The sequence below is a fragment of the Maricaulis sp. W15 genome (genome assembly GCF_001924955.1).
In the GTDB taxonomy this organism is placed as follows: Bacteria; Pseudomonadota; Alphaproteobacteria; order Caulobacterales; family Maricaulaceae; genus Maricaulis; species Maricaulis maris.
In genome coordinates this window covers 22006-48112 of sequence record NZ_LQXG01000006.1, presented here as the reverse complement: position 1 = coordinate 48112, position 26107 = coordinate 22006, and the positions used below count along the sequence as shown (strand labels likewise).

Here is a 26107-nt window from a genome sequence, read left to right as displayed (position 1 = left end):
CGACGCCGGAAAACCCAAAAAACTCGCCCTCATCGCCGTCGCCCGAAAACTCCTCATAACCCTCAACGCTATCATCCGAGACCAACGCCCATTCCAGGCCTGATCAAAACAGTTGCCCGCCCTGCGTCCCGCGTTCGCGGGACATCCGGCAGGGATGACAACACGTGGTGTGAGCGGCCAGGCGCCCCTACCCCTCGTCCTCGTCCAGATCATCCTCGGTCAGTCCGCCATCGACGCGCCAGCCATAGCCATCGCCCTGGGCCAGGGTTTCCGCCAGCCAGGGCATGGCGTTGACCAGCTTGTCTTCCAGCGTGAAGGGCGGGTTGATGATAACCACGCCGGCGCCGGCCAGCTTGCCTTCGGACGCCAGGTCGCGGATCCAGAGGTCAGCGCGGAGGATTTTCTCCGGCTCGAAATCCTTCTCCGAGATCAGCCATTCAGCGAGGCCATTATCGAAACGGTCGGCGGCCCAGAGGTTTTTCAAGGAGCGCCAGAAGATGAAGGTACCGGTCGGCCATTTCGCCAGGGCGCCCATCACGGCTTCGGCCATATGCGCCAGCTCGTCGCGGTCCTCGAAAGGCGGGTCGATCAGCACCAGGCCGCGCTTTTCCTTTGGCGGCACCAGGCTTTTCAGCGCCTTGTAGCCATCGCGGCGCTCGACCTTGACGCGGGCATCGCGGCGATAGCGATTATCCAGCGTCTGGCTGTCCGCCTCGTGCAGTTCGCATAGATGGACCCGGTCGTCCTCGCGGGTCAGGCGGGCGGCAATCTCCGGCGAGCCGGGATAGGCCTTGATACCATCCGGATTCATGTCCCGCACAATGTCGAGCCAGGGACCGAGCATGGCCTGGACCGGCTCGGGCAGGTCGGCATCGATCAGGCGAGCAATCCCGTCTTTCCATTCCGGCGAGCGCTCCGCTTCGGAGGAGGCGAGATCATAGCCGCCAATCCCGGCATGGGTGTCGATCACCCGATAGGGCTTCGGCTTGGCGTTGAGATGTTCAAGGCACAGGGCGAGCACCGAGTGCTTGAGCACATCGGCGAAGTTTCCGGCATGGAAGGCGTGGCGGTAATTCATGGCGGCGCTATAGCGCGGCGCGGCGCCGGACGCCACCACCTGCAAAACCGCCCTCGCCTCGAAGCCAGGCTTGTCCTAGCTTTCGCGGGGCTCAGGACAGTATTGAGGGACGCCGCACCATGTTCGTGAAACTCTATCGCCGGATGCAAGACGAGGCTGTTCATGGCGAGCGGCGGGTGATGAAGGCGGGCTGGTTTCTCAAGGACGAGAAGTCGAGCCTGATCTGGGACGCGCCCAAGCCGGTCAGCTTTTCCCATGACAAGCCGGCGACGTCGAAATCGGCGGTGTCCTGCCCGGCCGCCATCGAATTTGACCGGCGCCACTATGCCATTCCCTGCCCGATCGACCTGCACCTCCGCTTGGTCAAGAACGCGCAGGGCCAGCTCCAGCTGACCAATATCGAGGGGCCACAGGCCTCGACCCGGCCGGCCGGTCTGCAGCAAATCCTGATGATGTCACCGCAGAATGAATGGCGTCATCCGGGCCGGCCGATGCTGCAACTGGTGACACCTTACGTCTTCGTGTCGGATGACCCGCTCTATGTGAACCAGTTCCCGCCCTTCCTTCACTATGAGGCCTGCCAGCGGCCCGGTGTAATGATGTGCGGACGTTTTCCGGCCGATATCTGGCCGCGAGCCCATATGTGGGCCTTCGAATGGCATGACACCACGAAGGATCTGATCCTGAAGCGCGGCGAACCCTTGTTCTATGTGCGCTTTGAAGGCGGCGATCCGGCCGCCCCTTTGCGCCTGGTCGAAGCGGAGAAGACCGAAGAGCTGGTGAGTTTCATGCGCTCGCTCACCGACGTCACCAATTTCGTCAATCAGAGCTTCCAGCTGTTCAAGACGGCCCGGGAGCGCCGGCCGAAGACCCTCCTCGTCGAGAAGAAGCGCGCCCGCTGAAAGCCGGTCCGCACTGGTTGCAAAACCGGACATCATGCGGCCTTTGCGCAGCGCCGCTTGCGCCCTAGTCTCCCCGGCAAATGCAATCGGGGAGATCCTTCATGATCCGTCTACTCACGGCCGCGCTCGCGGTCGCCACCCTCGCCCTGCCGGCGCTCGCGCAGGAAGCCGGTGACACGCCGGAACCGCGCGTCTGGGAGAGTCGCGGCCAGGTCACCGTCGGTGACCAGCGCATCCGCTATACCGCCACCGCTGGCGAGACCTTCCTGCGTGACGCCGACGGCAATGCGACCGCCGCCATTTTCGCGACCAGCTATGTCGCCGACGGCACCAGCGATCCGCGCACCCGCCCGGTCGCCTTCGTCTTCAATGGCGGTCCCGGTTCGGCCAGCCTGTGGCTGCACATGGGCGTGTTCGGGCCGCAACGCCTGGTCCTGCCCGATGCGATGGATGACGGCGCTGCGCCGTTTGACGTGGTCGAGAACGCCTACTCGATCCTCGACGTCGCCGATCTTGTCTTCGTCGATCCGGTCGGCACCGGCTGGTCGCGGGCGCTGGGCGACAGCGACGGCAGCGATTTCTGGGGCGTCAATGAGGATGGCGAGAGCCTGGCCCAGTTCATCCGTATCTGGCTGTCGGAAAACCAGCGCTGGAATTCGCCGAAATATCTCCTGGGCGAGAGCTATGGCACGCTGCGCATCGGCTCGCTGCTGAACCAGTTGGAAGGCAGCTATACCGACGTCTCGATCAATGGCGTTGCCCTGATCTCGACCGTGCTGGATTTCCGGTATGATGACACGTCCGACGGCAATGATGTCGGCTATGTCGGCCTGATGCCCGGCTATGCGGCAACGGCCTGGTATCACGGCAAGGTCGATCGCTCGGCCTGGGGTGGCGATATCGAAGCCTTCCTCGCCGATGCCCGCGAATTCGCCATCGAGGACTACATGCCGGCCCTGCTGCGCGGTGTCTCGCTGGATCCGGCGCGTGAAGCCGAGGTGATTGCCCGCTTGTCGGACTTCACCGGCCTGTCCGAGGGCTTCCTCGATCGCGCCAATATGCGCGTCTCCCTGCAGCGCTTCCAGCGCGAACTGCGCCGTGATGAGGGCCTGTCGGTCGGACGTCTGGACAGCCGCTATACCGGCGTCGAGGTCGACGGGGTCGGCGAACGTCCCGAGACCGATCCCAGCTTCTACGGCATTGATGGCAGTTTCACCGCCTCCATGCTCGACTATTTCGGCCGCACACTGGGCGTCGACCTGACCGAGTATTACTCGACCATTGGCGGCGTGCGGGGCTGGAATTGGGATGCTGGTCGCTCCGGCAACAACAACTACATCAATGTCGCGCCGTGGATCGCCCGCGCACTGCGCCAGAACTCCGATCTCGAAGTGCTGGTGCAGCAGGGTTATTACGACCTGGCGACCCCCTTCTTCGCAGCCGAACTGATGTTCAACCAGCCCGGCTTCGACCAGGACCGTGTCCACTTCCGCTATTATGAAGCCGGCCACATGATGTATATCCACCAGCCCTCACTGCTGACGATGACCGATGATGTGCGGGCGCTGATCGCCGACTGATCAAGCGCTCCTGACACGGACAAGGCCCGGTGCCATGCGCCGGGCCTTTTTCATGGGCGGAGCCTGTCATGTGCGGAGTTGGTCAGCGCGTCCGCCGGGTCAGGTCACAGATCGCCGCCAGCGCGGCGATGACCAGGAAGGTGATGGTGCCCATATAGCCAGCGGTCGTGAAATCATCGGGAACCGGTGTTGTGTGGTTGGCGTATTCCGCCAGCGCCAGAAGTGCCATGAAGACCCAGGGCCAGATCCGGCCGACCAGCCCCTTCGCCTCGGTCACCCGCAGATAGAGCCAGAAACCGGCCAACAGCACCCCAAACTCGACCGCGAGGGCAACGGGGTAGTTGTTCCACAACCCGAACCCGACCCGCAGGCCGCCGGGCCACAGTTCGAGATCGGGGACGTGGACGATCAGATCCAGGATCCAGTGCGAGAACACCGCCAGCGCGATGGCGATGCCGCCGATCCGCTTCTGCTTCGGCGATACCAGCGCCCAGACCAGGCCTGCCAGCACCGACCAGCCCAGCGCTCCGGGCAGGGAGTGGGTGATCGGCATGTCATAGAGGTCGAGCGGATTAGCCTCGGTGAAACCGGGCACGATGCGGACATGTTCAATCCCGTTGGCGACAAAGACGCCCCACAACACATCGACAAACTGCACCGCCAGGAAATAAACCCAGAGCGGCACCGCCTTGGCGATGGTTTTTCCGGCAAGGGCCGGACCGTAATGACCTATGAACATGGCGCTGCCCCCCGCTCGACTCCCGTCACCTATTCCCCGTCAAACGCGACCAGCGCCGACACCGGCACCCCCAACGCTTCGATGCGTTTGGCGCCGCCGAGATCCGGCAGGTCGATGACGAAGGCGGCGCCCACCACTGTGGCGCCGGCCCGTTGCAGGAGTTTGATCGAGGCTTCCGCTGTGCCGCCGGTCGCGATGAGATCATCGACCAACAGAACCCGGTCTCCCTCGCGAATGGCGTCGACATGGATCTCGATCGCGTCCTGGCCGTATTCCAGCTCGTATTCCTCAACCAGCGTGCGCCAGGGCAGCTTGCCACGCTTGCGCACGGGTACGAAGCCGACCGAAAGCTGATGCGCGACGGCGCCGCCCAGGATGAAGCCGCGCGCCTCGGTGCCGGCCACCGTGTCGATCTTGGCACCGGCCCAGGGCTGGACCATTTGATCAACCGCGATACGGAAGGCACGGGCGTCGCCAATCAGCGTGGTGACGTCGCGGAACAGGATGCCGGGCTTGGGATAGTCCGGAATGGTGCGGATGGCGGATTTCAGGTCCATCAATCTCGTCTCGTCAGCCAGCTAGATCTGGGTTTCATACGGATTCGCGAAGGTCTCGGCCCGGGCGGCCTCATGCCATTCCCGATAATGTCCATCGGCCAGCAAGGTGTCGCAATAGGCCTGTGCCTCGGCGTGCAGCGGGATGTCATAGGCATGAAAGCGGGCGGCCACCGGCGTGAAGAAGGCGTCCGCGATCGACCAGTCGCCAAACAGCCAGTCGCCATCGACGCTTTTGACCTCGTGCCACAGCGCCTGGACCGCCGCGATATCGGTCCGGGTCGGGTCGTTGAGGCTGATCGGTGACGGCCGGCGGGCGAGGTCCATGGGGCAGGCCTGACGCAAGGCGAGAAAGCCGGAATGCATCATCGACACGGCAGCCCGGGCGCGACCGCGCTTGCCTTCATGGGCCGGCCAAAGCTCAGGCACTTGCTCGGCGGCCCATTCACTGATCGCCAGCGAGTCCCAGATCACCGCATTGCGCGTGTGCAGGGCCGGCACGGTGCCGCCCGGGGAGATCGCCGAGACCGCCTTGCGGGTTTCGCGCTCATTGAGCGGGATCAGCGTGTCGTCGAAGGCAATGCCGGCCCGTTTCAGCACCAGCCAGGCGCGCAGCGACCAGCTCGAGAAGCGTCGATTGCCGATATAGAGAACGGGTGTCATGGGTTCAGCGCTCCGCCAACTCGCGGGCCCGCGCCCGGGTCAGGTCGATCTGGCAGTCCAGCGTGATCTCCTCACGCGATTCCTCGGACAGGAACATGGCGGCAGCGCGGCGTGTACATTCAGCGTCGCGATAAACGGTCCAAGCCGTCTGGGCGGCATCCAGTGCCCGACGCGCCCCGAACCGGCCGGCGGAATCGGCATCAATCTCATCGGCCTCCTCGCGCGCCGCATCGGTCGCGGTCTCCAACCCGTCCTCGGCCGCGCCCAGCAAATCGCGCAGGCAATTGCGGCGAGCCCGCCAATCGGTCAGATGCTCGGAACACTCCACCGCCGGACGCGGCGCGGGAAAGGCCAAATCCTGACCCGCCAGGGCCGCCACAAACAAACCTGCAATCACCAACATGTCCCACTCCCCGATACGCGCCCTTTATGGACGAGCCCCGCGGACGGGGAAAGGGGGCTTGGGTCAGGGCACTGCGTCGGTTTCGAGATAGGCGATCAGCGTGTCCAGGAAGCTGTCCGACAGCCGCCGGGCGACACCGAGGCGACGACCGTCCTCATCAAGCAGGATGTACTGGCCGACATGCAGGCCAACGACATGGGGGACGCCCTTGATCAGTGTCACCATCGGCGAGCCGGACAGGCCCGGCCGTGCCGGGCAATCATGGACAATGAGCCGGTCATCGGCCCAATACTCCATCTCCTCGACACGACAGGCACGATTATCGTTCACCCGGTTGAGCATGGTCAGTCGCCCGGCCCCGCCGGGTCCGGACCCAGCCGCCGGCAAGCGCGCGATATCGTCCGGCAAGCGTCCGGCCGTGCGCAGGATCGCCCAGTCTTCGCCAAACTCATTATCCTCACGCGGATCCTGCGGCGCGATGACCATGTCGATGATCCGCGCGGCCGCCCCATCATGACCATGGACATGGCAGGTGCGCGGGCCATCCCCCCCCACCACACCATGACGCGCCGCCAGCAGGACGTCATGGTCGGCGCCCTCGCCGGTCACCGCCAGCAGGACGGCGCGGCTGAGATAGGATCGACCATTGGCGCTGTCCTCGCACAGGATGCGGACCACGCCATTGCGGTTGTCGTCGAAACTGTCCGGGTCCAGCGGCATGAAGCTCAGCCGGTCAGCGGCTTGGGCGGCAGACGCGGTCAACAGGGCGAGGCCGAGGCCGACAAGGCGCGACGCGGTGTGTCTCATCCCGCCATCCAAACACCGGGCCCCGGAACCGTCCAGTTAAAACCCGCTCATCCTGGTACTCACAGGACGCGGCCGGCGACCCCTTTCAACCGGGTGACCAGCGCCGGGTCACGGGCAGTCGACGGGGTGATGATGGCGTTGTCCAGGCAGGTTTCGATACCGTCCGGCGATGACGTGCGTGGCGATGTCGAAAGGGTTTGCGTGAGCCGGTCGAGCAGGCGCTTGGCCGCCCCTGTATTCGACTGCATCACGGCCAGCACTGAAGCAACATCAACGCTGTCGCCGTCATCGCGCCAGCAATCATAATCGGTGACCATGGCAATCGAGGCGTAGGGCAGCTCGGCTTCGCGGGCGAGGCGCGCCTCGGGCATGTTGGTCATGCCGATCACATCCATTCCCCATTTCCGGTAGAGCTCGCTCTCGGCGCGGGTGGAAAATTGCGGCCCTTCCATCGCCAGGTAAGTGCCGCCACGGGTGACCGGGATGCCCTCGGCCTCGCCGGCGTCCACCGCCAGGGTGGCCAGACGCGAGCAGACCGGCTGCGCCAGCGGGACATGGGCGACACAGCCCGTCCCGAAAAACGAGCGCTCCCGACCGACCGTGCGGTCGACATACTGGTCGACCATGACGAAATGCCCCGGCGGCAAGTCTTCACGCAGCGAGCCACAGGCCGAGACGGAGAGGATATCGGTACAGCCGGCCAGTTTCAGCGCCGCGATATTGGCGCGGTAGGGAATGTCCGATGGCGGGATGGCATGGCCGGCGCCATGGCGCGGCAGGAAGACCAGCTCGACGCCGTTCAGCCGCCCGCGGGTAAGCGGCGCAGACGGCGCGCCCCAGGGCGTCTCGGCGGTCTCGGTACAGACCTCCGTGAGACCGTCCAGGGCATAGAGGCCGGAGCCGCCGACAATCCCCAATGTCCATGTCGTCATGGCTCAATTCCTGTCTGCCCCCGCCTGCTGGGGACGTGGCCCTGCGCAGCGTCAGCGAAGCAGGGACGAAGGGGGCCGAGCGCAGCGAGGGGCCGGCGCGGAAAGAAAAAGGGCCACGAACTTGGTCCGCGGCCCTCTTCAAACTTGTGCCTGATTGCGAAGCCTAGTGCTTCACATTGGCCCAGACTTGGCGGTAGGCCAGATAGACCAGGATGGCGAAGATCAGCAGGTAGATGAGAACCATCACACCCAACTGCTTGCGCTTTTCCATGTGCGGGTCGCCGGCCCAGCTGAGGAAGGTGGTGACGTCCTCGGCCATCTGCTCGACCGTGGCTTCCGTGCCGTCCGCGTATTCGACAATGCCCTCGGCGAGCGGCGGTGCCATGGCGATGGCGCCACCGGCGAAGTAGGGATTGTAGTACTGGCCGGCCGCGAGATGGCTGTCTTCCGGTGCGTCTTCATAGCCGGTGAGCAGCGAGTAGATGTAGTTTTCGCCACCGGTCCGGGCCTTGACGATCAGCGACAGGTCCGGCGGGTAGGCACCGCCATTGGAGGCGCGGGCCATCTGCTGGTTGGCGAAGGGCGCCGGAAAGGTATCCGACGGCAGGCCGGAACGTTCGACCGGATCGCCATCATCATTGACCTCGTCCTGGTCCCAGACGCGCGTATAGCTGGCCGCGATCTGCATCACGATCGGGTTGTCGTTCGGGTTCGGGAACATGTCCGACGCGAACGGGCCACCTTGCTGTCCCAGATTGCGGAAACGCATCAGGTCCATCGAGTGACAGGAGGCGCAGACTTCCTGGTAGATCTGGTAGCCACGCTGCACGGCGCTGGTGTCATAGGTGCCGAACGGGCCGTCATGATGCCAGTGGTGCTCGTGCGGCGCGTGCTGGTCACCCTCGAGAGCGGCAGCACTGCCGGCGAAACCAAGGGCCGCGATGGCGGCGGCGAAAATGCGGGTCATCTTCATGATCGTCGCTCCCCTCAGGCCTTGTCCGTTCCAAGAACCGCGGCTTCGATCGAGGCCGGACGCTCCTTGGGTTTTTCGATGATGCCCAACACCGGCAGGATGACGATGAAGTAGCCGAAATAGTAGGCGGTCAGGAATTTCGCCAGATATATGAATTTGAAGCCTTCGATCCCGAGCACGAAATCGTCGGGGTTCTTCGCGCCACACCAGCCAAGGCCGAGCGCCGCAACAACAAAGAAGATGAAGAACCAGCGCGTCAGCGGCCGATACCGCATCGAGCGCACCTTCGACGTGTCCAGCCAGGGCAGGACGAACAGGATGCCGATGGCACCGAACATGGCCAGCACGCCGCCCAGCTTGGCGTCGATCGGACCGATGCCGAAATCGATCGCGCGCAGGATCGCGTAGAAGGGCAGGTAATACCATTCCGGCACGATGTGCGCCGGGGTTACCAGCGGGTCGGCCGGGATGAAGTTGTCGGCATGGCCCAGCACGTTCGGCATGAAGAAGACGAAGACCGCGAAGATCATCAGATAGACGATGATCGCGAAGCCGTCCTTGACCGTATAATACGGGTGGAAGGGCAGCGTATCCTTCTTGGATTTCACTTCCAGACCAACCGGATTGCCATTGCCCGGCACATGCAGCGCCCAGATGTGCAGACCGACGACGGCGGCAATCACAAACGGCAGCAGATAGTGCAGCGAGAAGAAGCGGTTGAGCGTCGCCTGGCCGACCGAGAAGCCGCCCCACAACCATTCACGGATCGCTTCACCGACAAATGGCAGCGCACCAATGAGGTTGGTGATCACCATCGCGCCCCAATAGGACATCTGCCCCCAGGGCAGGACATAGCCCATGAAGCCGGTGGCCATCATCAGGAGATAGATCACGACACCGAGGATCCACAGGATCTCGCGCGGCGCCTTGTAGGAACCATAATACAGGCCCCGGAACATGTGCAGATAGACCGCCACGAAGAAGAAGCTGGCGCCATTGGCGTGCATCGACTGGATCAGCCAGCCGAAGGGCACGTCACGGGTGATGCGCTGGACGCTCTCAAACGCGTAATCCTCGTGCGCCACATAGTGCATGGCCAGCACGATGCCGGAGACGATCTGGATCATCAGGAAGATGGCGAGGATACCGCCGAAGGTCCACCAGTAGTTCAGGTTCCGCGGCGTCGGGAAGTCGACGAAGCTGTCATAGCCGAGGCGGATGATCGGGAGACGCTCGTCGAGCCATTTCTCGATCCCGGTCGACGGATTGTAGGTCGAAGGTCCGCTCATGATACAGCCCACCCGGAGTTATCAGCTTCTTCAGGCGACAGACCGATCTTCACGGTCGTCTCGGTCTCGAAGTAGTAGTCGGGAACCGGCAGATTTTCCGGTGCCGGGCCGCGGCGGATGCGCGCCGAGGTGTCGTAGTGCGAACCGTGGCAGGGGCAGTACCAGCCGTCATAATCGCCGGTATTGGCAGCCAGACCCAGCGGCACACAGCCCAGATGGGTGCAATTGCCCTTCACGATCAGGAATTCCGGACGCAGGACGCGATTGGCATCCGTGCCCGGCGTGCCGGCCGGCAGATTGTCATTGCGGGCTTCCTCGTCCGGCAGAGCACCAAGCTCGACCGCACGGGCCTCGGCAATCTCTGCCTCGGTGCGGTGACGGATGAAGACAGGTCCACCGCGCCACATGACAGTGATCTCCGATCCGACCGCCACGGTCGACACATCAACGCGGATGGACCCCAGCGCCAGCGTATCCGCTGCGGGGTTCATCTGATCGATGAACGGCCAGGCCACGAGACCGCCGCCAACAGCGGCCACACCGCCAGCAGCGATATAGATGAAGTCGCGGCGGGACGGTTCCTGACCGTCTGCACCGGGCGCGCCGTTCTCTTCCGTCACGAGCCGACCTCTTCTCTTATCTAATCGGGACCGCGGGATGCGGGCCCTGCCCCAGAAAAACCACGTCACACTTGACGTCCCCGCACGCGCGGGGTTTGACGCGGTATAAACTACTCCCGGACGCACTGACCAGTAGGTGGCGCAATGCCGCATGCAGACAGTTGGGTCCAGTCTCAGCGCGGCTTAGAATGCGGATCGTATTTTTTCAACCGGATATTCCGCAAAACCTGGGGGCGGCGATGCGAGTCGCCGCCTGTTTCGGGGCGGAACTCGACATCATCGAACCCTGCGCCTTTCCCCTGACAGACAAGGGGATCAGGCGCGCTGCCATGGACTACCAGGCCGCCATAACGCCCCTGCGCCATGCCTCGTGGACCGCCTATCAGGCAAGTGCGCAGGCGGCAGTCGGCCGCCTCGTCCTGTTCACGACCAAGGGTGCGGAAGGGCTGTGGAATTTTTCATTCAGACCCGATGACCGGCTGCTGTTCGGCCGCGAAAGCGTCGGGGTACCGGACGATGTTCATGACGCGGCGGAATGTCGCGTCAAAATTCCGATTCGCGACGGGATGCGTTCGTTGAATGTGACGGTGAGCGCGGGAATCGCCCTGGCGGAAGCCAGTCGGCAGTTTGCGGTGGGGTAGGTAGCGGCACCCTCACTCCCCTTCTGCCCCCGCAAAGCGGGGAAAGTGGCCCGAGGCGCAGCCTCGGGTCGAAGGGGGCCGAGCGAAGCGAGGGAGGAGCCGCCTGCTGCGATTCACCTCCCGCCAATAGCAGGACGCCCTCCAGCGCGACGGTTCGGGTCGGAGGAGGTGCGTCGCTCGGACCGCACCATAAATCTCTTGACAGCCAGCAGGCCGCATCCGGTTTTCCAGCTCAAGGGTAAAACCGCGGAGCGGCCGCTATGCGGCCCTTGACCTGGAAAACCGGATGCGGCGACATCCCAGCAAGCGATGTATGGGCCGGTACGCGCAGACGCGCCCTCACAGACGAGCATACGTCCTCTCAGACTTGGTATCCACAGGCAGGCCGAACGCTTCTCGCCCCCCTGCGACACCCCGTTCACTTGCCCTCACCCGCCAAGGCGCTAAACATCGCGGCATGACGAATACCACCTCCCCCGCCGCCGCAGCCTCCGACATCCAACGCGAATCGGCCAAGGCCTGGTTCGAGGGGCTGCGCGACCAGATCTGCGGCGAGTTTGAGGCCCTCGAGCGCGAGGCGCCGGACGCGCTCTACCCGCGTGACCCCGGCACATTCGAGCGCGAAGACTGGCGCCGCGGTGACGGGTCTGCCGATGAAGGCGGCGGCACGATGGCGATCATGCGCGGTCGCCTGTTCGAGAAGGTCGGCGTGCATGTCTCGGCCGTGAAGGGCGAGTTCTCCGAGCAATTCCGCCAGCAGATTCCCGGCGCCGCCGAGGACCCGCGCTTCTACGCCACCGGCGTCTCGCTGATCGCCCATATGTGGTCACCCAAAGTGCCGGCCGTGCATATGAATACCCGTTTCATCACCACGACCGAGTGGTGGTTTGGCGGCGGCATGGACCTGACCCCGGTGCTTGATCGCGCCCGCACCCAGGACCATCCGGACGCCGTCGATTTCCACGCCGCCTGCCAGGCCGCCTGCGACAAGCATGGCGAGGATTTCCATGCCCGCTTCAAAAAGTGGTGCGACGAATATTTCTACCTGCCGCATCGTGACGAGCCGCGCGGCATTGGCGGCATATTCTACGACCGCCACAATACCGGCGACTGGGACACCGATTTCGCCTTCACCCGCGATGTCGGCCTCGCCTTCCTCGACATCTATCCGAAGATTGTCCGTCGCCGCATGGGCGAGAGCTGGACGGCGGAGGATCGCGAGGAACAGCTGATCCGCCGCGGCCGCTATGCCGAGTTCAACCTGTTGCACGACCGGGGCACCAAATTCGGCCTCGAGACCGGCGGCAATGTGAAATCGATCCTGTCGTCCATGCCGCCGGAAGCGAAGTGGCCGTAAGCCGGACGGGCCGGGAAATTCCTGCCCGGCAAGGCTGAGCCCCCGGGCAAATACCGCCTGGAGCCCGCCCGGACACATCACGAAATAGCAGGCGACCTCAGCAAGTTGAGCTGGCATCCGGGTTGCAAACTCCTGGCGGTGAGTTTGTAGCAAGGCGTCAGACAATGAGTGTTTCCGGTATCGGCCCGACGGCTGTGAGCCCGTTTCTCACCGTGACATCCCGCCCCGAAACTGCGCGCACCGAAGAGGTTCGGACAGCCACGACCGCCACGAGCCAGTATCCGGCAGCCGGGACCACTGCCAACAGCACCGCAAGCCCGGGCTCATCGCAAACCGAACCGACCTCCAAGGCCTTGTCGACCGAGGAGTCCGCCGCCGTCTCGGAATTCCTGCGCTGGGCCAATATGACACCGGCAGAGCGCATCCGGGCACAATATCTGGAGCAGGAAGGTCTGAGTGAAGACTCACTGGCCGCCCTGCCCGAGGAAGAGCGCGAGCGCATCGAGATGGAAATCCAGCAACGCATCCGCGACGCGCTGGGCGGCACGGCTGACGGGGCCGGGACCTCGCAACGGGCCAACCAAGCCTATCAGGCCACGTCCGGCCTTGCGGTCTGACCGGACGCCAGGGTTGATAACAGCCCGCCCGCATCCAATAGCGGATCGGGCCGCATCAAACGGGTGAACCCAAGAGGCGAACCCGTCGTGCCAGAGACCCAGATTTCCCTGCCCTACCAGCGCTTTCACGCCAATATCGTCGCGACAGCCTTCGCGCCGCATCGTCATGACAGCTATGTCTTCGCGCTCACCACACGCGGGGTGCAGGATTTCGACTATCGCGGCTCGACGCGGCGCTCGCGGCCCGGCGCCGTCGTCGTCCTGCATCCCGATGAGTTGCATGACGGCCGCCCAGGCGCTGAAGGCGGTTTCGGCTATGCCGGTCTGAGCCTCCTGCCGGAAGCGCTCTCGCAATACCGGCCCGGCGGCGGACTGCCCTTCCTGCCCGGCGGGGTCAGTCGCGACCCGGCCCTGATCAATGCGGTCCGTGCCATGCTGGATCTGCCACCGCAGGCCGATGCCGTCGAGCATGAGAGCGCCCTCATCGATCTGGCGTTGGCGCTGGACCGCCTCAGCGATGCACCGATCATTGCAAGCCCGGTCAGCCGCGCAGTGGTCGAGGCCGCCTGCGATCATATCCGCGCCCACAGCGCCCGCGGCGTGTCACTGGACGAGCTGGAACGTCTGACCGGTCTGGACCGCTGGCAGTTGAGCCGCGACTTCCGGACCCTGCGCGGCACCAGCCCGGCGCGATACCTGACCCAGCGCCGCCTCGACCAGGTCCGCCAAGCCATCGCCGGTGGCGACCGGTTGGCCGATGCAGCGCACCAAGCCGGCTTTGTCGACCAAGCCCATATGAGCCACCACTTCAAGGCCGCCTATGGCATTACGCCCGGCCAGTTCGCCCGCACGATCGTACAAGACCCGCGCTCGCCGGTTCGACATCCTGTCCTTCACTGACCGCCAACCGGGCGGTCGCGTTGAAGGAAACATCCATGCCCCTCACCCCGCCTCATCGCAGCCGGATCGCGCTGCTCATCGAACTCGCCATCGTCGCGATCGTGATGGCCGGCTCGAAGGCGTTGTTCGACCAGGTCGACTGGCGTTTCGCCGGCCCCTTCTCGATGGCCTGCACCATCACCACCATCGCCGTGATCAGTGCCGCGCGAAAGGAGAGCTGGGCGAATTTCGGCTTTCGCAAGCTGCGCCGCTGGTGGTCCGGCCCGTTGATCCTGCCACAAGCCCTTCTGGGCGTGATTGCCATCATCGCCATCGGCGCCGGTACAGCCTATCTGGGCGATGCGGTGGGGCTGTGGAGTGTCGAGGAAACGCCCGAAGGCGTTGAGGCCCGCTGGGGCAATGTCGAGGGCAATCTGCCGGTCTACCTGCTGTGGCTCGCCATCATCTGGACCAGTGCCGCCTTTGGCGAGGAGATCTTCTTTCGCGGCTATCTGATCAACCGGGTCGGTCAGTTCCTGCCGGATGCGCGCTGGGCCAGTCTCGTCGCCATCCTGATCCCGGCCCTCATTTTCGGCGCCGTGCACGCCTACTACCAGGGCTTCCGGGGGTTTGTGGTGACCGGGCTGATCGGCCTCGCCCTCGGCGCGCTCTATCTCGCCAACAAGCGCAATCTCTGGCCCAACATCCTCGCCCATGGCGCCGTCGACACGCTCGGCTTCACAGCCATGTATCTGGGTCTGGATGTCTGACCGGGTTCAGTTCAGACCAAGAAAAAGCCCCGGCGGTGAGGCCGGGGCTTTTGTCTGTCTCGACGACGAACGGCGCGCCTAGTGCTTGGTCAGCTTGGCGATCAGCTCTTCCCGGGTCGGCTCAAAGCGTTCGGCGATCCAGATCGCCTTGAGCTCGTCCAGCGCGTCGCCGAGCATCGGGCCGGGCTCATAGCCGAGCAGGATGAGATCGCCGCCCTTGACCGGGAAGTCCGGCTCTTTCCATTCACGGGCGAATTGCGCCAGCAGGGTCCAGTCCCGCGGCGGCGGGGCCACCTCGCCAGCGGCTTCGAGCCGGACCTGGTCTTCAAAGGCACGGGCGCCCAATGTCATGATCGCGCGCTCGGCGGCGGCACTGTCCGACCAGGCCTTGCGAACATCCTCGCGGGCGGCCGGATTGACCGCTCCTTCGAGACGACGGGTTTCCGCGTTCGACATTTTCAACTTGGCTGCCATGGTCTTGATCCTTTCCGGTCCGCCATCGGCGAGCGCCGCAAATCTCAGCATCGAATCGGGCGCTAATCCGTATTCTACATCTTGCGCAATGATACCGCTCAGGACTCTTAATGATCCGTTCACTCCGAGCATCATTTCCAGTAGGCCGAAATCGCGCATCAGCTTAACGGCCGAGCGCGGATCAGGCGCTGCCAGCAGTTTTTTCAGCTCCATCCAGACCCGTTCGGCGGATAATTTATGAACGCCGGCGACGTGTTTTCTGACCGCAGCAAGTGCCGTCGGGTCAACTTCACCGCCGCCATACCAGGCCTGGAAGCGAAAAAGGCGCAGGATTCGCAAATAGTCCTCGCGGATCCGCGTTTCGGCATCACCGACGAAGACGAAGCGTCGTTCGGCAAGGTCGGCGAGCCCGCCGGTCGGGTCATGGACCACACCGGCAGTATCGGCGTAGAGGGCGTTGAGACGAAAGTCGCGGCGACGCGCATCCTCGGCCCAGTCCTGGGTGAAGCTGACCACGGCGCGGCGGCCATCGGTGGCCACATCCTTGCGCAGGCTGGTGACCTCGAAGGGCTGGCCGTCGGCGACCACCGTGATCGTGCCATGCGCCTTGCCGGTCGGAACCGGTTTGAGGCCGGCAGCGCGAGCGGCTGCAATCACCGCGTCAGGGTCGAGCCGGGTGGCAATGTCGATATCGGCGACCGGCTCGCCGAGCAGCGCATTGCGCACACAGCCGCCGACAAAGCGCGCACCACCGGGACAGGCCGCCTCGAGCGCGGTCATCACCTTGCGCGTGGCCGGCGCGGTCATCCAGCCATGCTGCGCCGGATCAAGCGTCAGCGCGGTCATTGCGGATCGTCAGTCCCGCTCTCGTCACCGGTCGGTTCGTCGCTGGTCTCGTCCTCGTCGGTCTCGTCCTCGCCAGCGGGCACGAAATGGCCGGGAATGATGCGACCGTCCACGCTTTGCGGCGGCACATAGCGATCACCGGCATGACCGGCATTGCGGGCATCGACGAAGACCATCACCAGCATCATCAGCACGGCCAGCCCGGCCCCGGCCGCCGCCAACCGCAGGGTCGGTAACCGCCCCGCATCCGGCACCCGCGATGACAAGCGTTGCCACAACAGGAAGAGCGCGAAGGGCAGCAGGAAGGAGGCGATTTCGATGAGCGTGATGCGGATCATGTTTCAACCATATAGCCGATCGTGCAGGGATTTCAGCATGCCTGCTGTCGCCCCCCAGATATAGCGACCTTGCCACGGCATCGCATAGAAATGCCGGACATGCCCCTGCCATTCGCGCGACTGACGCTGATGATTGGCCGGGTCCATCAGGAAATCGAACGGCGTTTCAAAGACATCGGCCACTTCGCCCGGATCAGGGCGGACCACATAGCCCGGCTTGATCACCCCGACAAAGGGCGTGACATGATAGCCGGTCACGGTGGCATAGGCGTCGAAGCGGCCGATCAGCTCGACATGGGCCGGCGAGATGCCGACTTCCTCCTCCAGCTCACGCACAGCCGCCTGGGCTGCGGTCTCGCCATTATCGTCGATACGGCCACCGGGAAAGGCAACCTGACCGGCGTGACGTGGCAGGTGCGAGGCCCGCTCGGTCAGAAGCAGACGCGGCGGGCCATCATGCAGGATGAGCGGTGCGACCACGGCAGCGGTACGGATTTCGACATCGGCAAAGGTGGCGGGCACGCCGGCAGCCCCGCCATTGAGATCAGCATCACCGAAACGCGGCAGTCCGGTCGGACCCTCGACCGGATCGAGCCGCTCGCGCAAACGGTCCAGCAGCGCAGCGGTTTGAGGCGCGGCGGTCACGGGCTCACGCGCCGAGGGCGAAGAATTCGCCGCCGCTCCAGACGCCGGTGACGCCGTCATGCTCGACCGCCAATTCCGCCAATTCATAAAAGACAGGTCGCGTCATCAGGGCCTGCAGATTGCCGCGGACATGAACGAGGGGCGTCGGCTCGCCTGTGCCCGCCTCGACCGTCACCGAAATCGGATGGTCGGGACCGGCCTCGGTCAGTTCGTCCATATTGGTGTGAAAAACCAGCGACTGGTCACGGCCTTCACCGACGGCATCGACTCGCACGGCCAGGAAGGGCGCGACCTCGACCCCGATACCGATTTTCTCAACCGGCGTCACAAGATAATGAATGCCGTCGTCATCTTTCCGCAAGATTGTGGCAAACAGGCGTATCAGACGGTCGCGCGTGATGCGCGTTCCCTCATGCCACCACGACCCGTCCCGCTTGATGACGAGGTCCATCTCGCCGCAATACGTGGGATGCCAGCGCTCGACCGGCGGCAGGCCGCTTCCCGCTTCGCGGGCGGCTTTGAGCAGGGACTGCATTGGATCACGGTTTTGCGTTGCTGCGGGCATGGACACCTTATCTGCGCAACGCCATGCTGCGTCACGCCAATTGGCTTTATAGATCACTTGTATCGCGGAGGAATGTAGGACGATGACCGAGATGAATGAACCCGCAGCAGAGCTGATCGCTGAAGCTGACGCCGCGACGGATCGCCTCAAGGCGGTCAAGGAGTCGATCGGCCGCGTGATTTACGGGCTGGAAAACGAGGTCGAGCTTTGCCTCACCGCCATGCTGTCGGGCGGTCACACCCTGCTCGTCGGCGCACCGGGCCTGGCCAAGACCCGCCTGGTGGAAACCATCGCCGTAGCGACCGGGATCGACACCAAGCGCATCCAGTTCACGCCGGATTTGATGCCGGCCGACATTCTCGGCTCGGAAATGCTTGAGGAAGGCGATGACGGCAAACGTCATTTCCGCTTCCTGCCCGGCCCGGTCTTCTGTCGCCTGCTGATGGCCGACGAGATCAACCGCGCCAGCCCGCGCACCCAGGCCGCCCTGCTGCAAGCCATGCAGGAAGGCCATGTCACCATCGCCGGCGAACGTCACGACCTGCCCAAGCCTTTCCACGTGCTGGCAACCCAGAACCCGATCGAGCAGGAAGGCACCTATCCACTGCCCGAAGCCCAGCTCGACCGCTTCCTGCTGCGCGTCGACGTGCCCTACCCGTCCCGCGATGCCGAACGCGCCGTGCTGCTGGCGACCACCGGCGCCGTCACCGCCGAATCGATCTCGGTGCTCGACGCTGCGGAGATCCTCAAACTCCAGGCCCTGGTGCGCCGTCTACCGGTTGGCGAACGGGTACTGGAATCCATTCTCGACCTGCTGCGCCTTGCCCGCCCGGAAGATTCCGACGTGCCGGAAGTTCGCGAAGGCGTGTCCTGGGGTCCCGGCCCGCGCGCCGGCCAGGCGCTGATGCTGGCCTGCCGCGCCCGCGCGCTCCTTCAGGGCCGCCTCGCCCCGTCGACCGAAGATGTCGCGGCCCTGGCCGAACCGGTCCTGAAACACCGCATGGCCCTGTCCTTCGCGGCTCGCGCCGACGGTCACACACTGGAAGGCCTCATCAAGTCCCTCGCTGACCGGGCGGCCTGATCATGAGCCAGGGTGGCAATCGCCAGGATGAGGCGCGTGTCGTCTCGCTGCGCCATGAAGGCGAGGACGCGGCCGCCAGCCTGCCAGCGCTCCTCGCCGAGGCCGATCGCATTGCCGCGACGGTTGCCCAAGGTGTGCACGGACGCCGCCGCTCGGGCATTGGCGAGACGTTCTGGCAATACCGCCACCACCGCCCCGAAGACGGACGCCAGGCCATCGACTGGCGCCAGTCGGCGCGCTCGGACCAGCTTTTCGTGCGTCAGAATGAATGGGAAGCGGCCAATACGATCTGGCTGTGGCGCGATGGCTCGGCCTCGATGCGCTACAGCTCCAGCCGCAATCACGGCGCCAAGATCGACCGCGCCGCGGTCTGCCAGATCGCCGTCGCAGCCCTGCTGACCCAGGGCGGTGAACGGGTCTCGGTACTCGGCGAATCGGCAATTGCCCGCACCGGCGCTTTGGGCCTGGAGCGCGCCTCGCGCCGGCTGGCACTCGGTCCCGGCGATGCCGCCTCGGTGGAAGCGCCGAACATGTCGCGCTATGGCCGCGTCGTGCTGGCCAGCGATTTCCTTGATCCGATCGAGACCTGGGCTGCCCGCCTGTCACGCTTTGCCGCCATGGAAGCCCAAGGCGTGCTGCTGCGGGTGATCGACCCGGCCGAGGAAGACTTCCCCTATGCCGGCCGCACCCGTTTCGAACACCCCGGCGGTGGCGCCAGCCTGCTCTTCGGTCGCGCCGAGGAAGCCCGCGCGGCCTATCGCCAACGCTGGGCCGAGCATGGCGAACGCCTTGCCGATCTCGCCCGCCAATATGGCTGGACCCTGGTGACCCACCGCACCGACCGGCCGGCAACCAGCGCCGTACTCGCCCTTTTCCGCGCCCTTGCGAGGGATGTCTGACCTGATGTTTGCCCTTGGCCCCCTTTCCTTTGGCGCCCCGCTGGCACTGGCCGGCCTCGTCGCGCTGCCGGTCCTGTGGCTGCTACTGCGGGCCACCCCGCCAGCGCCCAAACGCGCCATCTTCCCGCCGCTGCGCCTGTTGCTGGGTGCGCCGGATGATGCCGAAACACCGCAGCATGCGCCGTGGTGGCTGATCCTGTTCCGACTGCTGATCGCCGCCCTGATCATCATCGCCCTCGCCCGTCCCGTCTGGACGCCGCCGAGTGTCGAGGAAGAGACCCGTCCGGCCCTCATCGTGATGGATACCGGCTGGGCCAGTGCCGCCGCCTGGAATGACATGCGCCAGGAAGCCGAACGCCTGATCGGTGACGCCGAGCGCGACGGTCGCGCGGTGGCCCTGGTCACCACAGCACCGACCGGACAGGCCCTGCCGGCCCTGCGTCTTGGCAATGCCGATGAGGCCCGCCGCCGGCTGGACAGTGTCGAACCACAACCCTGGCCGGCGGATCGTGCCGCCACGGCCGAACGCATCGGCACGGCTCGCAACAATGGTACGCTGGATGGCGCCATGGCGGTGACCTGGCTCAGCGACGGGGTCGACAGCCGCGACGCCGCCGAACTGGCCCGCATGCTCGACGGTCTGGGCGACATCACCGTGATCGAACCCGATGCCGGCCGCGCGCCGCTTGCCCTTGCCGCGCCGGAACCGGCCGCCGACGGGCTGACCATTTCGGTCCTGCGCGCCGGCCGTGACTTTCCGCGGACGGTTGCCGTGACAGCCCTGGGCAGCGATGGTCGTGCCATTGCGCGCCGGGATCTCAGCTTCGACGCCGGCGCCGGTCTCGCCTCGGCCGATATCGCTTTGCCGCTCGACCTACGCAATCGTATCGCCAGCCTGCGCCTTGATGGCACCACGTCCGCGGCCTCGGTCCGCTTGCTGGGGGATCAATGGCAAAGACCGCGGGTCGGCCTGATCACGCTGGAAAGCGATGAGGGCCAGCCGCTCCTGTCCGATTTGCACTATGTGCGCAGTGCGCTGGGTCCGCATGCCCAACTGATCAATGGCGACCTCGACGCCCTGCTGGCCGAGGATATCTCGGTCCTGGTGATGACCGACAATGCGCGGTCCGATGACGTCCGGATTGCCGATTTCGTCAATGAGGGCGGCGTGTTGATCCGTTTTGCCGGACCACGCCTCGCGGCCCAGGGCGATGATCTGTTGCCGGTCATCCTGCGTGAGGGCGGCCGCCTGTTCGGCGGCTCGCTGAACTGGGACGAACCGCAACGCATTGCCGCCTTCCCCGACACCTCGCCCTTCGCCGGCCTGCCGGCCGACAGCACCGCCACCATCGACCGCCAGGTCCTGGCCCAGCCGGGCAGCGCCACGCCGGACCGCGTCTGGGCGCGACTGGAGGACGGCACGCCGCTGGTCACCGCCGAACGGCGGGCCCGCGGCTGGATCGTGCTGTTCCATGTCACCGCCAGCCCGGACTGGTCCGACCTGCCCCTGTCCGGTCTTTTCCCGCGCATGCTGCAGCGTCTGATGGGCCTCGCCCAGGGCGGCACGGCTTCGGTTCCCGGCAATGGCGCCTGGGTGCTTGACCGGGCGCTGGATGCCAGCGGCCAGCTGGTCGCGGCACCGGTCAGCGCCCGTCCTGTGCCAGCTGCGAATTTTGACACCACCCCGGCGTCCCCCGTCGCACCGCCCGGCCTCTACCGGCTCGGATCGGCGGCCAGCGCCCTCAATATCGTCGGACCTGATACCCGCATGGATCCCCTGCCCCGCGACCTTCCCGGTGCCAGCTTTGCCGGACTGGACGGTCCCCGCGCCCGCCATTTCGACGCGCTGCTGTTGGCCGCCACCCTGATCATGCTGATGCTGGACGTGGTGATCGCCCTCGGCCTGGCCGGCCGCCTGCCTGTGCGCCTCGGCGGTGCGACTGCGGCAGCTGTGCTCGCGCTGGGCCTGACACCGCTGATGACCCCGGCCGCCGACGCCCAGGATGCACCCTCCATCTCGCAACGCGTCGAGCTGAGCGATGAGATGATGCAGGCCGCGCTCACCTTGCGCTTTGGCTATGTGACCACCGGTGACACCACGATCGACAATCGCAGCCGGGCCGGGCTGACCGGCCTGTCGCAGGAAATATTCCGACGCAGCGCCATGGAACCGGAACCACCGCTGGCGGTGAATGTGAACACCGACGAGCTGATCTTCTTCCCGCTGCTCTACTGGCCGGTCACGCGTGACGCCGCCCCGCTGAGCGATGCCGCCTCGCGCCGGGTCGCCGCCTATCTGGCCGCTGGCGGATTGATCGTCTTTGACACCCAGGACGCCGACATCGCCATGCTGCGCGCCGGCGCCCCGCATCCCGGCCTCGTCAATGTGCTCGACAGCATCGACGTGCCGGCCCTGTCCCAAATTCCCGGCGACCATGTGCTGACGCGGGCCTTCTACCTGCTGCAGGAATTCCCCGGTCGTTATTCCGGATCGCCGGTCTGGGTTGAAGCCAATCCGGACGGGGCCTCGCGTGACGGCACGTCCGGCGTGATCATCGGCTCGCATGACTGGGCGACCGCTTGGTCGCGCGGCGAGGGCGGCGGCGCGGCAGCCCCGATTGAAGGCGGCGAGCGACAGCGCGAGCTGGCTATCCGCTTCGGCGTCAATATCGCCATGTATGCCCTGACCGGAAACTACAAGGCGGACCAGGTCCACGTGCCGGACATCCTGGAAAGGCTGGGCCAATGAGTGTGTCGCAAGGCCTGCCCCTGAGCGCCACCGTGTCGGCGCTCGACTTTGCCCCGCTCCTGCCCTGGTCGGTAATTGGCGGGCTGGCCGGTATTGCCCTGTTGGCGATTGCCGCCGGCGGCCTGCAAAAACTGTCCGGCTGGATCTGGCGCACGCTAGGCGTGGCCCTGATCGCGCTGGTGCTGGCCAATCCCTCACTGGTCGAGGAAGAGCGCGACCCGCTGCCGGATGTCGCCGTACTGGTTACCGACACCTCGGCCTCGATGACCGTCGGTGGGCGGCGCGAAGCCGCCGGCGAAATGGCAGACGCCCTGCGCCGCGAAGCCGAGAACGACCCGCTGCTCGACCTGATCGAGGTCGAGGCCGGTGAAACCGCCGACGGCACGATGCTGTTTGACGGCGTCAATGCCGCCCTCGCCTCGGCCCCGCCGGACCGGCTGGCCGGTGTCGTCCTGGTCACCGATGGCCAGGTTCACGACGCGCCGCTGGACGCCGATGCGCTCAATGTCGACGCCCCGATCCACCATGTCATGACCGGTGACCGCGCCGCCGGCGACCGCCGCCTCGTGATCGAGGAAGCGCCGCGCTACGGCATTGTCGGACAGACCGTCTCCTTCGTGATCCGCGTCGAGGATGACGCCATGCAGGGCACGGCCAATGTCGCCTTCCGCTTCGAGGGCGGCGAGCCGCAGATCCACCCGATCCCGATCGGCCGCTCGACCCGGGTCGAAGTGCCGGTCGAACGTCGCGGCCAGAATGTCATCGAGGCCGAAGTCGAGGCGGGTCGGCAGGAATTGTCGCTGATCAATAACCGGGCCGCCGTTTCAGTGTCCGGTGTCCGCGACCGGCTGCGGGTGCTGCTGGTGACCGGCGAGCCGCACAATGGCGCCCGCGCCTGGCGCGACCTGCTCAAATCCGACCCCTCGGTCGATCTGGTTCACTTCACCATTCTGCGGCCGCCGGACCGGCGCGACTCGACCCCGGTCGATGAACTGGCCCTGATCGGCTTTCCGGTCCAGGAGCTCTTCGTTGAACGCCTGAGCGAATTCGACCTGGTGATCTTCGACCGCTATCGCCGTCGCAACATCATGCCGCCGCTCTATTTCGACTATATCGCCCGTTATGTGGAAAATGGCGGCGCGCTGCTGGTTACTGCCGGGCCACCCTTTGCCGGACCGCCGAGCCTCTACCGCACGCCGCTGGCCGCTGTGCTGCCTGTGCGACCGACCGGTTATATCACCGACGCGCCCTTCACACCGGAGCCGACCGATACCGGTCTGCGCCACCCGGTCACGGCCGGACTGGCCGGCGGCGGCGAGACACCGCAATGGGGTCGCTGGCTGCGCCATATCCATGGCACGGCGCTGGGTGGTGAAACCCTGCTCGAAACACCGGACGGCGATCCGCTTCTGGTCGTGCAGCGCGCCGGCGAAGGCCGCGCTGCCATCGTGATGTCGGACCAGACCTGGCTGTGGTCGCGCGGCTTTGAGGGCGGTGGCCCCTATGCGGAAATGTTCCGTCGCGTCGCCCACTGGCTGATGCGCGAACCGGAGCTTGACGAGGAGCGCCTGACCGCCTTTGCCACCGACGGTGAATTGCGGGTCGAGCGCGTCACGCTGGCCGACACACCGCCGCCGCTGCAGCTGACCTGGCCGGACGGGCGCCAGGACGTGGTCACGATGACCGAGGACGAGGCCGAACCCGGCCATTTCGCGGCCCGCCTGCCGGCGTCCGGGTCAGGCCTTGTGCGCCTGCGCTCCGGTGATCTGACAACCGTCGCCGCGCTGGGTCCGATCAACCCGCTGGAATATGCCGACATGCGGCCGACCGACGCCATACTCGACCCCTTTGTCGACGCGACCGGCGGCGGCCTGTTTGCTATCGGCGACGGTCCCGGTGCCAATCTGCCCAATCTGCGCCGCACCCGGGCCACGGCCGACCAGTCCGGCCGGTCCTGGCTGGGCCTGCAACGCAATGAGCGCTATGTCGTGCGCGCCTCGACCCGCATCCCGCTGCTGCCGGGCCTGCTGCTGGTCCTGTTGATCACGACGATGCTCGGCTTGGGCTGGTGGCGCGAAGGCCGTTGATTCTGACGGGCCCGCATTCACCATGCGGAAAGGCCTTGTCGGGCATGACAGGGTGAACACGCACCGGAGATCACCATGCGCCGCATCCTGACCCTTATCGCCATCCTCGGTCTCGCACCGGCCCTGTCCGGCTGCCTCGTCATCGGCGCTGCCGCGCTGGCGACCGATGTCGCCGTCGGCACGGCCGGCGCCGCCGTTCGCACCGCCGGTGCCGTCGGCGGCGCCGCCATCGACGTGGTCACCCCCGGTGATGGCGACGATGATCACGACCATGACCACTAGAATGACCCGGCGCTGATCGACACGGGATCGTGTTGCGTCGGTCCTTCTCAACCCCTGCCTGAGTCTGCTACATTGTCCGTGAGGGACTGCTTGTAGACGTATCAGGGAGGCGCGAAATGTTGCGCACAATGACGGCCATTCTGGCACTGGGTGCCTTGTCCACCCCGTCGCTGGCAGATCAGCCCGTGGCGATCGGTGAAATCGCCTACGGACCAGAACTTATTGAACATGCAGAAGATTTTGGTGAGCGCGAACTGGATCGGCTGGCCGGATATCTGCGCGACGCACTGGAGCGCGAACTCGCTGACCAACTCGGCGATGGCGGCCATGTGCTGAACGCCACGATTCTCGACGCCCAGCCCAACCGGCCGACCATGGAGCAGATGAGCGGCGCCCGCGCCCTGCACCACTCTTCCGTGTCGATCGGCGGTGCCGATGTCGAAGCCCAACTGGTTTCCGCCGACGGCGAAATCCTTGAAACTTACAGCTATGGCTGGCGCAGCTGGAATATCCGGGACGTCGTGGGCCATGCCCAATGGACCGATGCCCGGCGCACCTTCTCGCGCTTTGCAGACCAGGTCTCCGACAGCCTCGACGAACGGGCTGACACCGGCTCCTGATCCGCATCTGTGGACTGACATCAACGGACGCGCCTTCGCAGGTGCGTCCGTTTTTTTATTGTCCTGCAGCATGGATTTACGCGCGTGCCCCCTGCTCGCGATCACGCGGATGTGATACGCTGGCCCTATCGCAGGGGGGACATGAACCCAGGAGAGACCGACATGCGTACTCTCGTTTGTGTACTTGCGTTGTGTTGCCTTGCTCCACCCGTTGAAGCCCGGGACGATTCCAGCTTCCGGGCCGACTACCGCAGCGAGGCGGGCGGATCCATCGAAATCGGATTGATCGGGTTTTCCGATCTCGTCCGAAGCAAGGCGACCAGTCTCGGCGAAGCGGAACTCGCCCGCCTGTCCGGCTATCTGCGTGACGATCTGGAACGGGCGCTCATCGACGCCAACTGGCATGGTGTGGCCGCTCGTGAAACGGTCCTGACGGTCACCATTCTGGATGTGGTTCCGAACCGACCGACCATGCAGCAGATCCAGGACATGGCCGGTGCCCACTATACGTCCCACGCCGATGGCGGCGCCGCGCTCAGCGCCGTACTGCGCGATGCAGACGGCACCCTGATCGCGACCTTCAACTATGTCTGGTTCAATCCCGACAGCGGTGCCGGCGATGGCTATGGCGTGTGGACCGACACCCGGCAGGCCTTCGACCAGTTTGCCGGTGCCCTGGCGAGCAGTCTCGGCGTCGCACCCATGCCGCGCAGCTGA

At 65.3% G+C, this 26107-nt stretch carries 28 protein-coding genes; 14 read left to right on the top strand and 14 right to left on the bottom strand.

Going from position 1 to position 26107, the window contains the following annotated elements; genetic code table 11:
• Positions 1–187 precede the first annotated feature (187 nt).
• A complete protein-coding gene (locus AWH62_RS04870; protein WP_233128256.1) occupies positions 188–1117 on the bottom strand; it encodes a 23S rRNA (adenine(2030)-N(6))-methyltransferase RlmJ in 930 nt (309 codons plus the stop codon).
• 80 nt (positions 1118–1197) lie between these two features.
• On the opposite strand from AWH62_RS04870, the gene AWH62_RS04865 reads away from it, so the two are divergent.
• Both AWH62_RS04865 and AWH62_RS04860 read left to right on the top strand, forming a co-directional pair.
• Positions 1198–1980, top strand: a complete 783-nt coding sequence (locus AWH62_RS04865) for a hypothetical protein (RefSeq protein ID WP_075189369.1) — start codon at positions 1198–1200, stop codon at positions 1978–1980.
• 101 nt (positions 1981–2081) lie between these two features.
• Positions 2082–3560: a S10 family peptidase gene (locus AWH62_RS04860; RefSeq protein WP_075189368.1), complete on the top strand. Its 1479-nt coding sequence runs from the start codon at positions 2082–2084 to the stop codon at positions 3558–3560.
• 82 nt (positions 3561–3642) lie between these two features.
• Here AWH62_RS04860 and AWH62_RS04855 read toward each other — a convergent pair whose 3' ends face one another.
• The 9 genes from AWH62_RS04855 to petA all read right to left on the bottom strand — a co-directional run bounded on the left by AWH62_RS04855 (position 3643) and on the right by petA (position 10540).
• A complete protein-coding gene (locus tag AWH62_RS04855) occupies positions 3643–4299 on the bottom strand; it encodes a hypothetical protein (RefSeq protein WP_075189367.1) in 657 nt (218 codons plus the stop codon).
• 29 nt (positions 4300–4328) lie between these two features.
• Complete coding sequence (locus tag AWH62_RS04850) at positions 4329–4856, bottom strand: adenine phosphoribosyltransferase (RefSeq protein ID WP_075189366.1); 528 nt, start codon at positions 4854–4856, stop codon at positions 4329–4331.
• Between the two features lie 21 nt (positions 4857–4877).
• Positions 4878–5516 (bottom strand): glutathione S-transferase family protein, encoded by a 639-nt coding sequence (locus AWH62_RS04845; RefSeq protein ID WP_075189365.1) that lies wholly within the window; start codon positions 5514–5516, stop codon positions 4878–4880.
• A 4-nt stretch (positions 5517–5520) separates the two neighbouring features.
• Positions 5521–5919, bottom strand: coding sequence for a lysozyme inhibitor LprI family protein (locus tag AWH62_RS04840; RefSeq protein WP_075189364.1), 399 nt, complete (start codon positions 5917–5919; stop codon positions 5521–5523).
• Positions 5920–5982: 63 nt separating this feature from the next.
• On the bottom strand, positions 5983–6726 hold the full coding sequence (locus AWH62_RS04835; protein ID WP_075189363.1) for a hypothetical protein: 744 nt from the start codon (positions 6724–6726) through the stop codon (positions 5983–5985).
• 59 nt (positions 6727–6785) lie between these two features.
• Positions 6786–7658 carry an S-methyl-5'-thioadenosine phosphorylase gene (locus AWH62_RS04830; RefSeq protein ID WP_075189362.1) on the bottom strand — a complete coding sequence of 291 codons (873 nt, stop codon included), beginning with the start codon at positions 7656–7658 and terminating at the stop codon, positions 6786–6788.
• Between the two features lie 163 nt (positions 7659–7821).
• On the bottom strand, positions 7822–8631 hold the full coding sequence (locus tag AWH62_RS04825; protein ID WP_075189361.1) for a cytochrome c1: 810 nt from the start codon (positions 8629–8631) through the stop codon (positions 7822–7824).
• A gap of 14 nt (positions 8632–8645) precedes the next feature.
• Positions 8646–9920: a cytochrome b N-terminal domain-containing protein gene (locus AWH62_RS04820; protein WP_075189360.1), complete on the bottom strand. Its 1275-nt coding sequence runs from the start codon at positions 9918–9920 to the stop codon at positions 8646–8648.
• Positions 9917–10540, bottom strand: coding sequence for a ubiquinol-cytochrome c reductase iron-sulfur subunit (gene petA, locus AWH62_RS04815; protein ID WP_075189359.1), 624 nt, complete (start codon positions 10538–10540; stop codon positions 9917–9919). Before petA ends, AWH62_RS04820 begins: the two co-directional genes overlap by 4 nt.
• 188 nt (positions 10541–10728) lie before the next feature.
• Here petA and AWH62_RS04810 point away from each other — a divergent pair, with 188 nt between their 5' ends.
• From AWH62_RS04810 to AWH62_RS04790, 5 genes are all read left to right on the top strand, one after another.
• Complete coding sequence (locus tag AWH62_RS04810) at positions 10729–11181, top strand: tRNA (cytidine(34)-2'-O)-methyltransferase (RefSeq protein ID WP_075189358.1); 453 nt, start codon at positions 10729–10731, stop codon at positions 11179–11181.
• 457 nt (positions 11182–11638) lie between these two features.
• Positions 11639–12538 (top strand): oxygen-dependent coproporphyrinogen oxidase, encoded by a 900-nt coding sequence (gene hemF / locus AWH62_RS04805; RefSeq protein WP_075189357.1) that lies wholly within the window; start codon positions 11639–11641, stop codon positions 12536–12538.
• 164 nt (positions 12539–12702) lie between these two features.
• Positions 12703–13155, top strand: a complete 453-nt coding sequence (locus AWH62_RS04800) for a hypothetical protein (RefSeq protein ID WP_075189356.1) — start codon at positions 12703–12705, stop codon at positions 13153–13155.
• Between the two features lie 87 nt (positions 13156–13242).
• A complete protein-coding gene (locus tag AWH62_RS04795; protein WP_143742927.1) occupies positions 13243–14055 on the top strand; it encodes an AraC family transcriptional regulator in 813 nt (270 codons plus the stop codon).
• 35 nt (positions 14056–14090) lie between these two features.
• A complete protein-coding gene (locus AWH62_RS04790; RefSeq protein ID WP_075189354.1) occupies positions 14091–14804 on the top strand; it encodes a CPBP family intramembrane glutamic endopeptidase in 714 nt (237 codons plus the stop codon).
• Between the two features lie 78 nt (positions 14805–14882).
• Here the strand turns inward: AWH62_RS04790 and AWH62_RS04785 are convergent, their stop codons facing one another.
• Genes AWH62_RS04785 through AWH62_RS04770 form a run of 4 tightly spaced genes read right to left on the bottom strand, consistent with a single transcriptional unit; the run spans position 14883 to position 17672 of the window.
• Complete coding sequence (locus AWH62_RS04785; protein WP_075189353.1) at positions 14883–16124, bottom strand: CCA tRNA nucleotidyltransferase; 1242 nt, start codon at positions 16122–16124, stop codon at positions 14883–14885.
• Positions 16121–16462 (bottom strand): DUF6111 family protein, encoded by a 342-nt coding sequence (locus tag AWH62_RS04780; RefSeq protein ID WP_075189352.1) that lies wholly within the window; start codon positions 16460–16462, stop codon positions 16121–16123. The genes AWH62_RS04785 and AWH62_RS04780 overlap by 4 nt, the downstream gene beginning before the upstream one ends.
• A 3-nt stretch (positions 16463–16465) precedes the next feature.
• Complete coding sequence (locus AWH62_RS04775) at positions 16466–17107, bottom strand: CoA pyrophosphatase (protein ID WP_075189351.1); 642 nt, start codon at positions 17105–17107, stop codon at positions 16466–16468.
• Between the two features lie 4 nt (positions 17108–17111).
• Positions 17112–17672 (bottom strand): DUF1285 domain-containing protein, encoded by a 561-nt coding sequence (locus tag AWH62_RS04770; protein WP_075189350.1) that lies wholly within the window; start codon positions 17670–17672, stop codon positions 17112–17114.
• An 82-nt stretch (positions 17673–17754) separates the two neighbouring features.
• Here AWH62_RS04770 and AWH62_RS04765 point away from each other — a divergent pair, with 82 nt between their 5' ends.
• The 7 genes from AWH62_RS04765 to AWH62_RS04735 all read left to right on the top strand — a co-directional run bounded on the left by AWH62_RS04765 (position 17755) and on the right by AWH62_RS04735 (position 26107).
• Positions 17755–18753: a MoxR family ATPase gene (locus AWH62_RS04765; protein WP_075189349.1), complete on the top strand. Its 999-nt coding sequence runs from the start codon at positions 17755–17757 to the stop codon at positions 18751–18753.
• Between the two features lie 2 nt (positions 18754–18755).
• Complete coding sequence (locus AWH62_RS04760; RefSeq protein ID WP_075189348.1) at positions 18756–19652, top strand: DUF58 domain-containing protein; 897 nt, start codon at positions 18756–18758, stop codon at positions 19650–19652.
• A gap of 4 nt (positions 19653–19656) precedes the next feature.
• A complete protein-coding gene (locus tag AWH62_RS04755) occupies positions 19657–22401 on the top strand; it encodes a DUF4159 domain-containing protein (protein WP_075189372.1) in 2745 nt (914 codons plus the stop codon).
• Positions 22398–24488 (top strand): glutamine amidotransferase, encoded by a 2091-nt coding sequence (locus AWH62_RS04750; RefSeq protein ID WP_075189347.1) that lies wholly within the window; start codon positions 22398–22400, stop codon positions 24486–24488. Before AWH62_RS04755 ends, AWH62_RS04750 begins: the two co-directional genes overlap by 4 nt.
• A gap of 75 nt (positions 24489–24563) precedes the next feature.
• Positions 24564–24770: a hypothetical protein gene (locus AWH62_RS04745; RefSeq protein WP_075189346.1), complete on the top strand. Its 207-nt coding sequence runs from the start codon at positions 24564–24566 to the stop codon at positions 24768–24770.
• 116 nt (positions 24771–24886) lie between these two features.
• Entirely contained in the window at positions 24887–25390 is a 504-nt protein-coding gene (locus tag AWH62_RS04740) for a DUF3313 domain-containing protein (RefSeq protein ID WP_143742925.1), read from the top strand.
• A gap of 162 nt (positions 25391–25552) precedes the next feature.
• On the top strand, positions 25553–26107 hold the full coding sequence (locus AWH62_RS04735; RefSeq protein ID WP_143742924.1) for a hypothetical protein: 555 nt from the start codon (positions 25553–25555) through the stop codon (positions 26105–26107).

Bases quoted from the DNA above. Each gene is read 5' to 3' on its own strand.
- AWH62_RS04765 (WP_075189349.1), top strand. From the start codon at position 17,755: ATGACCGAGATGAATGAACCCGCAGCAGAGCTGATCGCTGAAGCTGAC.
- AWH62_RS04780 (WP_075189352.1), bottom strand. From the start codon at position 16,462: ATGATCCGCATCACGCTCATCGAAATCGCCTCCTTCCTGCTGCCCTTC.
- AWH62_RS04785 (WP_075189353.1), bottom strand. From the start codon at position 16,124: ATGACCGCGCTGACGCTTGATCCGGCGCAGCATGGCTGGATGACCGCG.
- AWH62_RS04810 (WP_075189358.1), top strand. From the start codon at position 10,729: ATGCGGATCGTATTTTTTCAACCGGATATTCCGCAAAACCTGGGGGCG.
- AWH62_RS04770 (WP_075189350.1), bottom strand. From the start codon at position 17,672: ATGCCCGCAGCAACGCAAAACCGTGATCCAATGCAGTCCCTGCTCAAA.
- AWH62_RS04865 (WP_075189369.1), top strand. From the start codon at position 1,198: ATGTTCGTGAAACTCTATCGCCGGATGCAAGACGAGGCTGTTCATGGC.
- AWH62_RS04790 (WP_075189354.1), top strand. From the start codon at position 14,091: ATGCCCCTCACCCCGCCTCATCGCAGCCGGATCGCGCTGCTCATCGAA.
- AWH62_RS04825 (WP_075189361.1), bottom strand. From the start codon at position 8,631: ATGAAGATGACCCGCATTTTCGCCGCCGCCATCGCGGCCCTTGGTTTC.
- AWH62_RS04860 (WP_075189368.1), top strand. From the start codon at position 2,082: ATGATCCGTCTACTCACGGCCGCGCTCGCGGTCGCCACCCTCGCCCTG.
- AWH62_RS04830 (WP_075189362.1), bottom strand. From the start codon at position 7,658: ATGACGACATGGACATTGGGGATTGTCGGCGGCTCCGGCCTCTATGCC.
- AWH62_RS04750 (WP_075189347.1), top strand. From the start codon at position 22,398: ATGAGTGTGTCGCAAGGCCTGCCCCTGAGCGCCACCGTGTCGGCGCTC.
- AWH62_RS04755 (WP_075189372.1), top strand. From the start codon at position 19,657: ATGTTTGCCCTTGGCCCCCTTTCCTTTGGCGCCCCGCTGGCACTGGCC.
- AWH62_RS04845 (WP_075189365.1), bottom strand. From the start codon at position 5,516: ATGACACCCGTTCTCTATATCGGCAATCGACGCTTCTCGAGCTGGTCG.
- AWH62_RS04850 (WP_075189366.1), bottom strand. From the start codon at position 4,856: ATGGACCTGAAATCCGCCATCCGCACCATTCCGGACTATCCCAAGCCC.
- AWH62_RS04840 (WP_075189364.1), bottom strand. From the start codon at position 5,919: ATGTTGGTGATTGCAGGTTTGTTTGTGGCGGCCCTGGCGGGTCAGGAT.
- AWH62_RS04820 (WP_075189360.1), bottom strand. From the start codon at position 9,920: ATGAGCGGACCTTCGACCTACAATCCGTCGACCGGGATCGAGAAATGG.
- AWH62_RS04745 (WP_075189346.1), top strand. From the start codon at position 24,564: ATGCGCCGCATCCTGACCCTTATCGCCATCCTCGGTCTCGCACCGGCC.
- AWH62_RS04800 (WP_075189356.1), top strand. From the start codon at position 12,703: ATGAGTGTTTCCGGTATCGGCCCGACGGCTGTGAGCCCGTTTCTCACC.
- hemF (WP_075189357.1), top strand. From the start codon at position 11,639: ATGACGAATACCACCTCCCCCGCCGCCGCAGCCTCCGACATCCAACGC.
- AWH62_RS04835 (WP_075189363.1), bottom strand. From the start codon at position 6,726: ATGAGACACACCGCGTCGCGCCTTGTCGGCCTCGGCCTCGCCCTGTTG.
- AWH62_RS04855 (WP_075189367.1), bottom strand. From the start codon at position 4,299: ATGTTCATAGGTCATTACGGTCCGGCCCTTGCCGGAAAAACCATCGCC.
- AWH62_RS04760 (WP_075189348.1), top strand. From the start codon at position 18,756: ATGAGCCAGGGTGGCAATCGCCAGGATGAGGCGCGTGTCGTCTCGCTG.
- AWH62_RS04735 (WP_143742924.1), top strand. From the start codon at position 25,553: ATGCGTACTCTCGTTTGTGTACTTGCGTTGTGTTGCCTTGCTCCACCC.
- AWH62_RS04740 (WP_143742925.1), top strand. From the start codon at position 24,887: ATGTTGCGCACAATGACGGCCATTCTGGCACTGGGTGCCTTGTCCACC.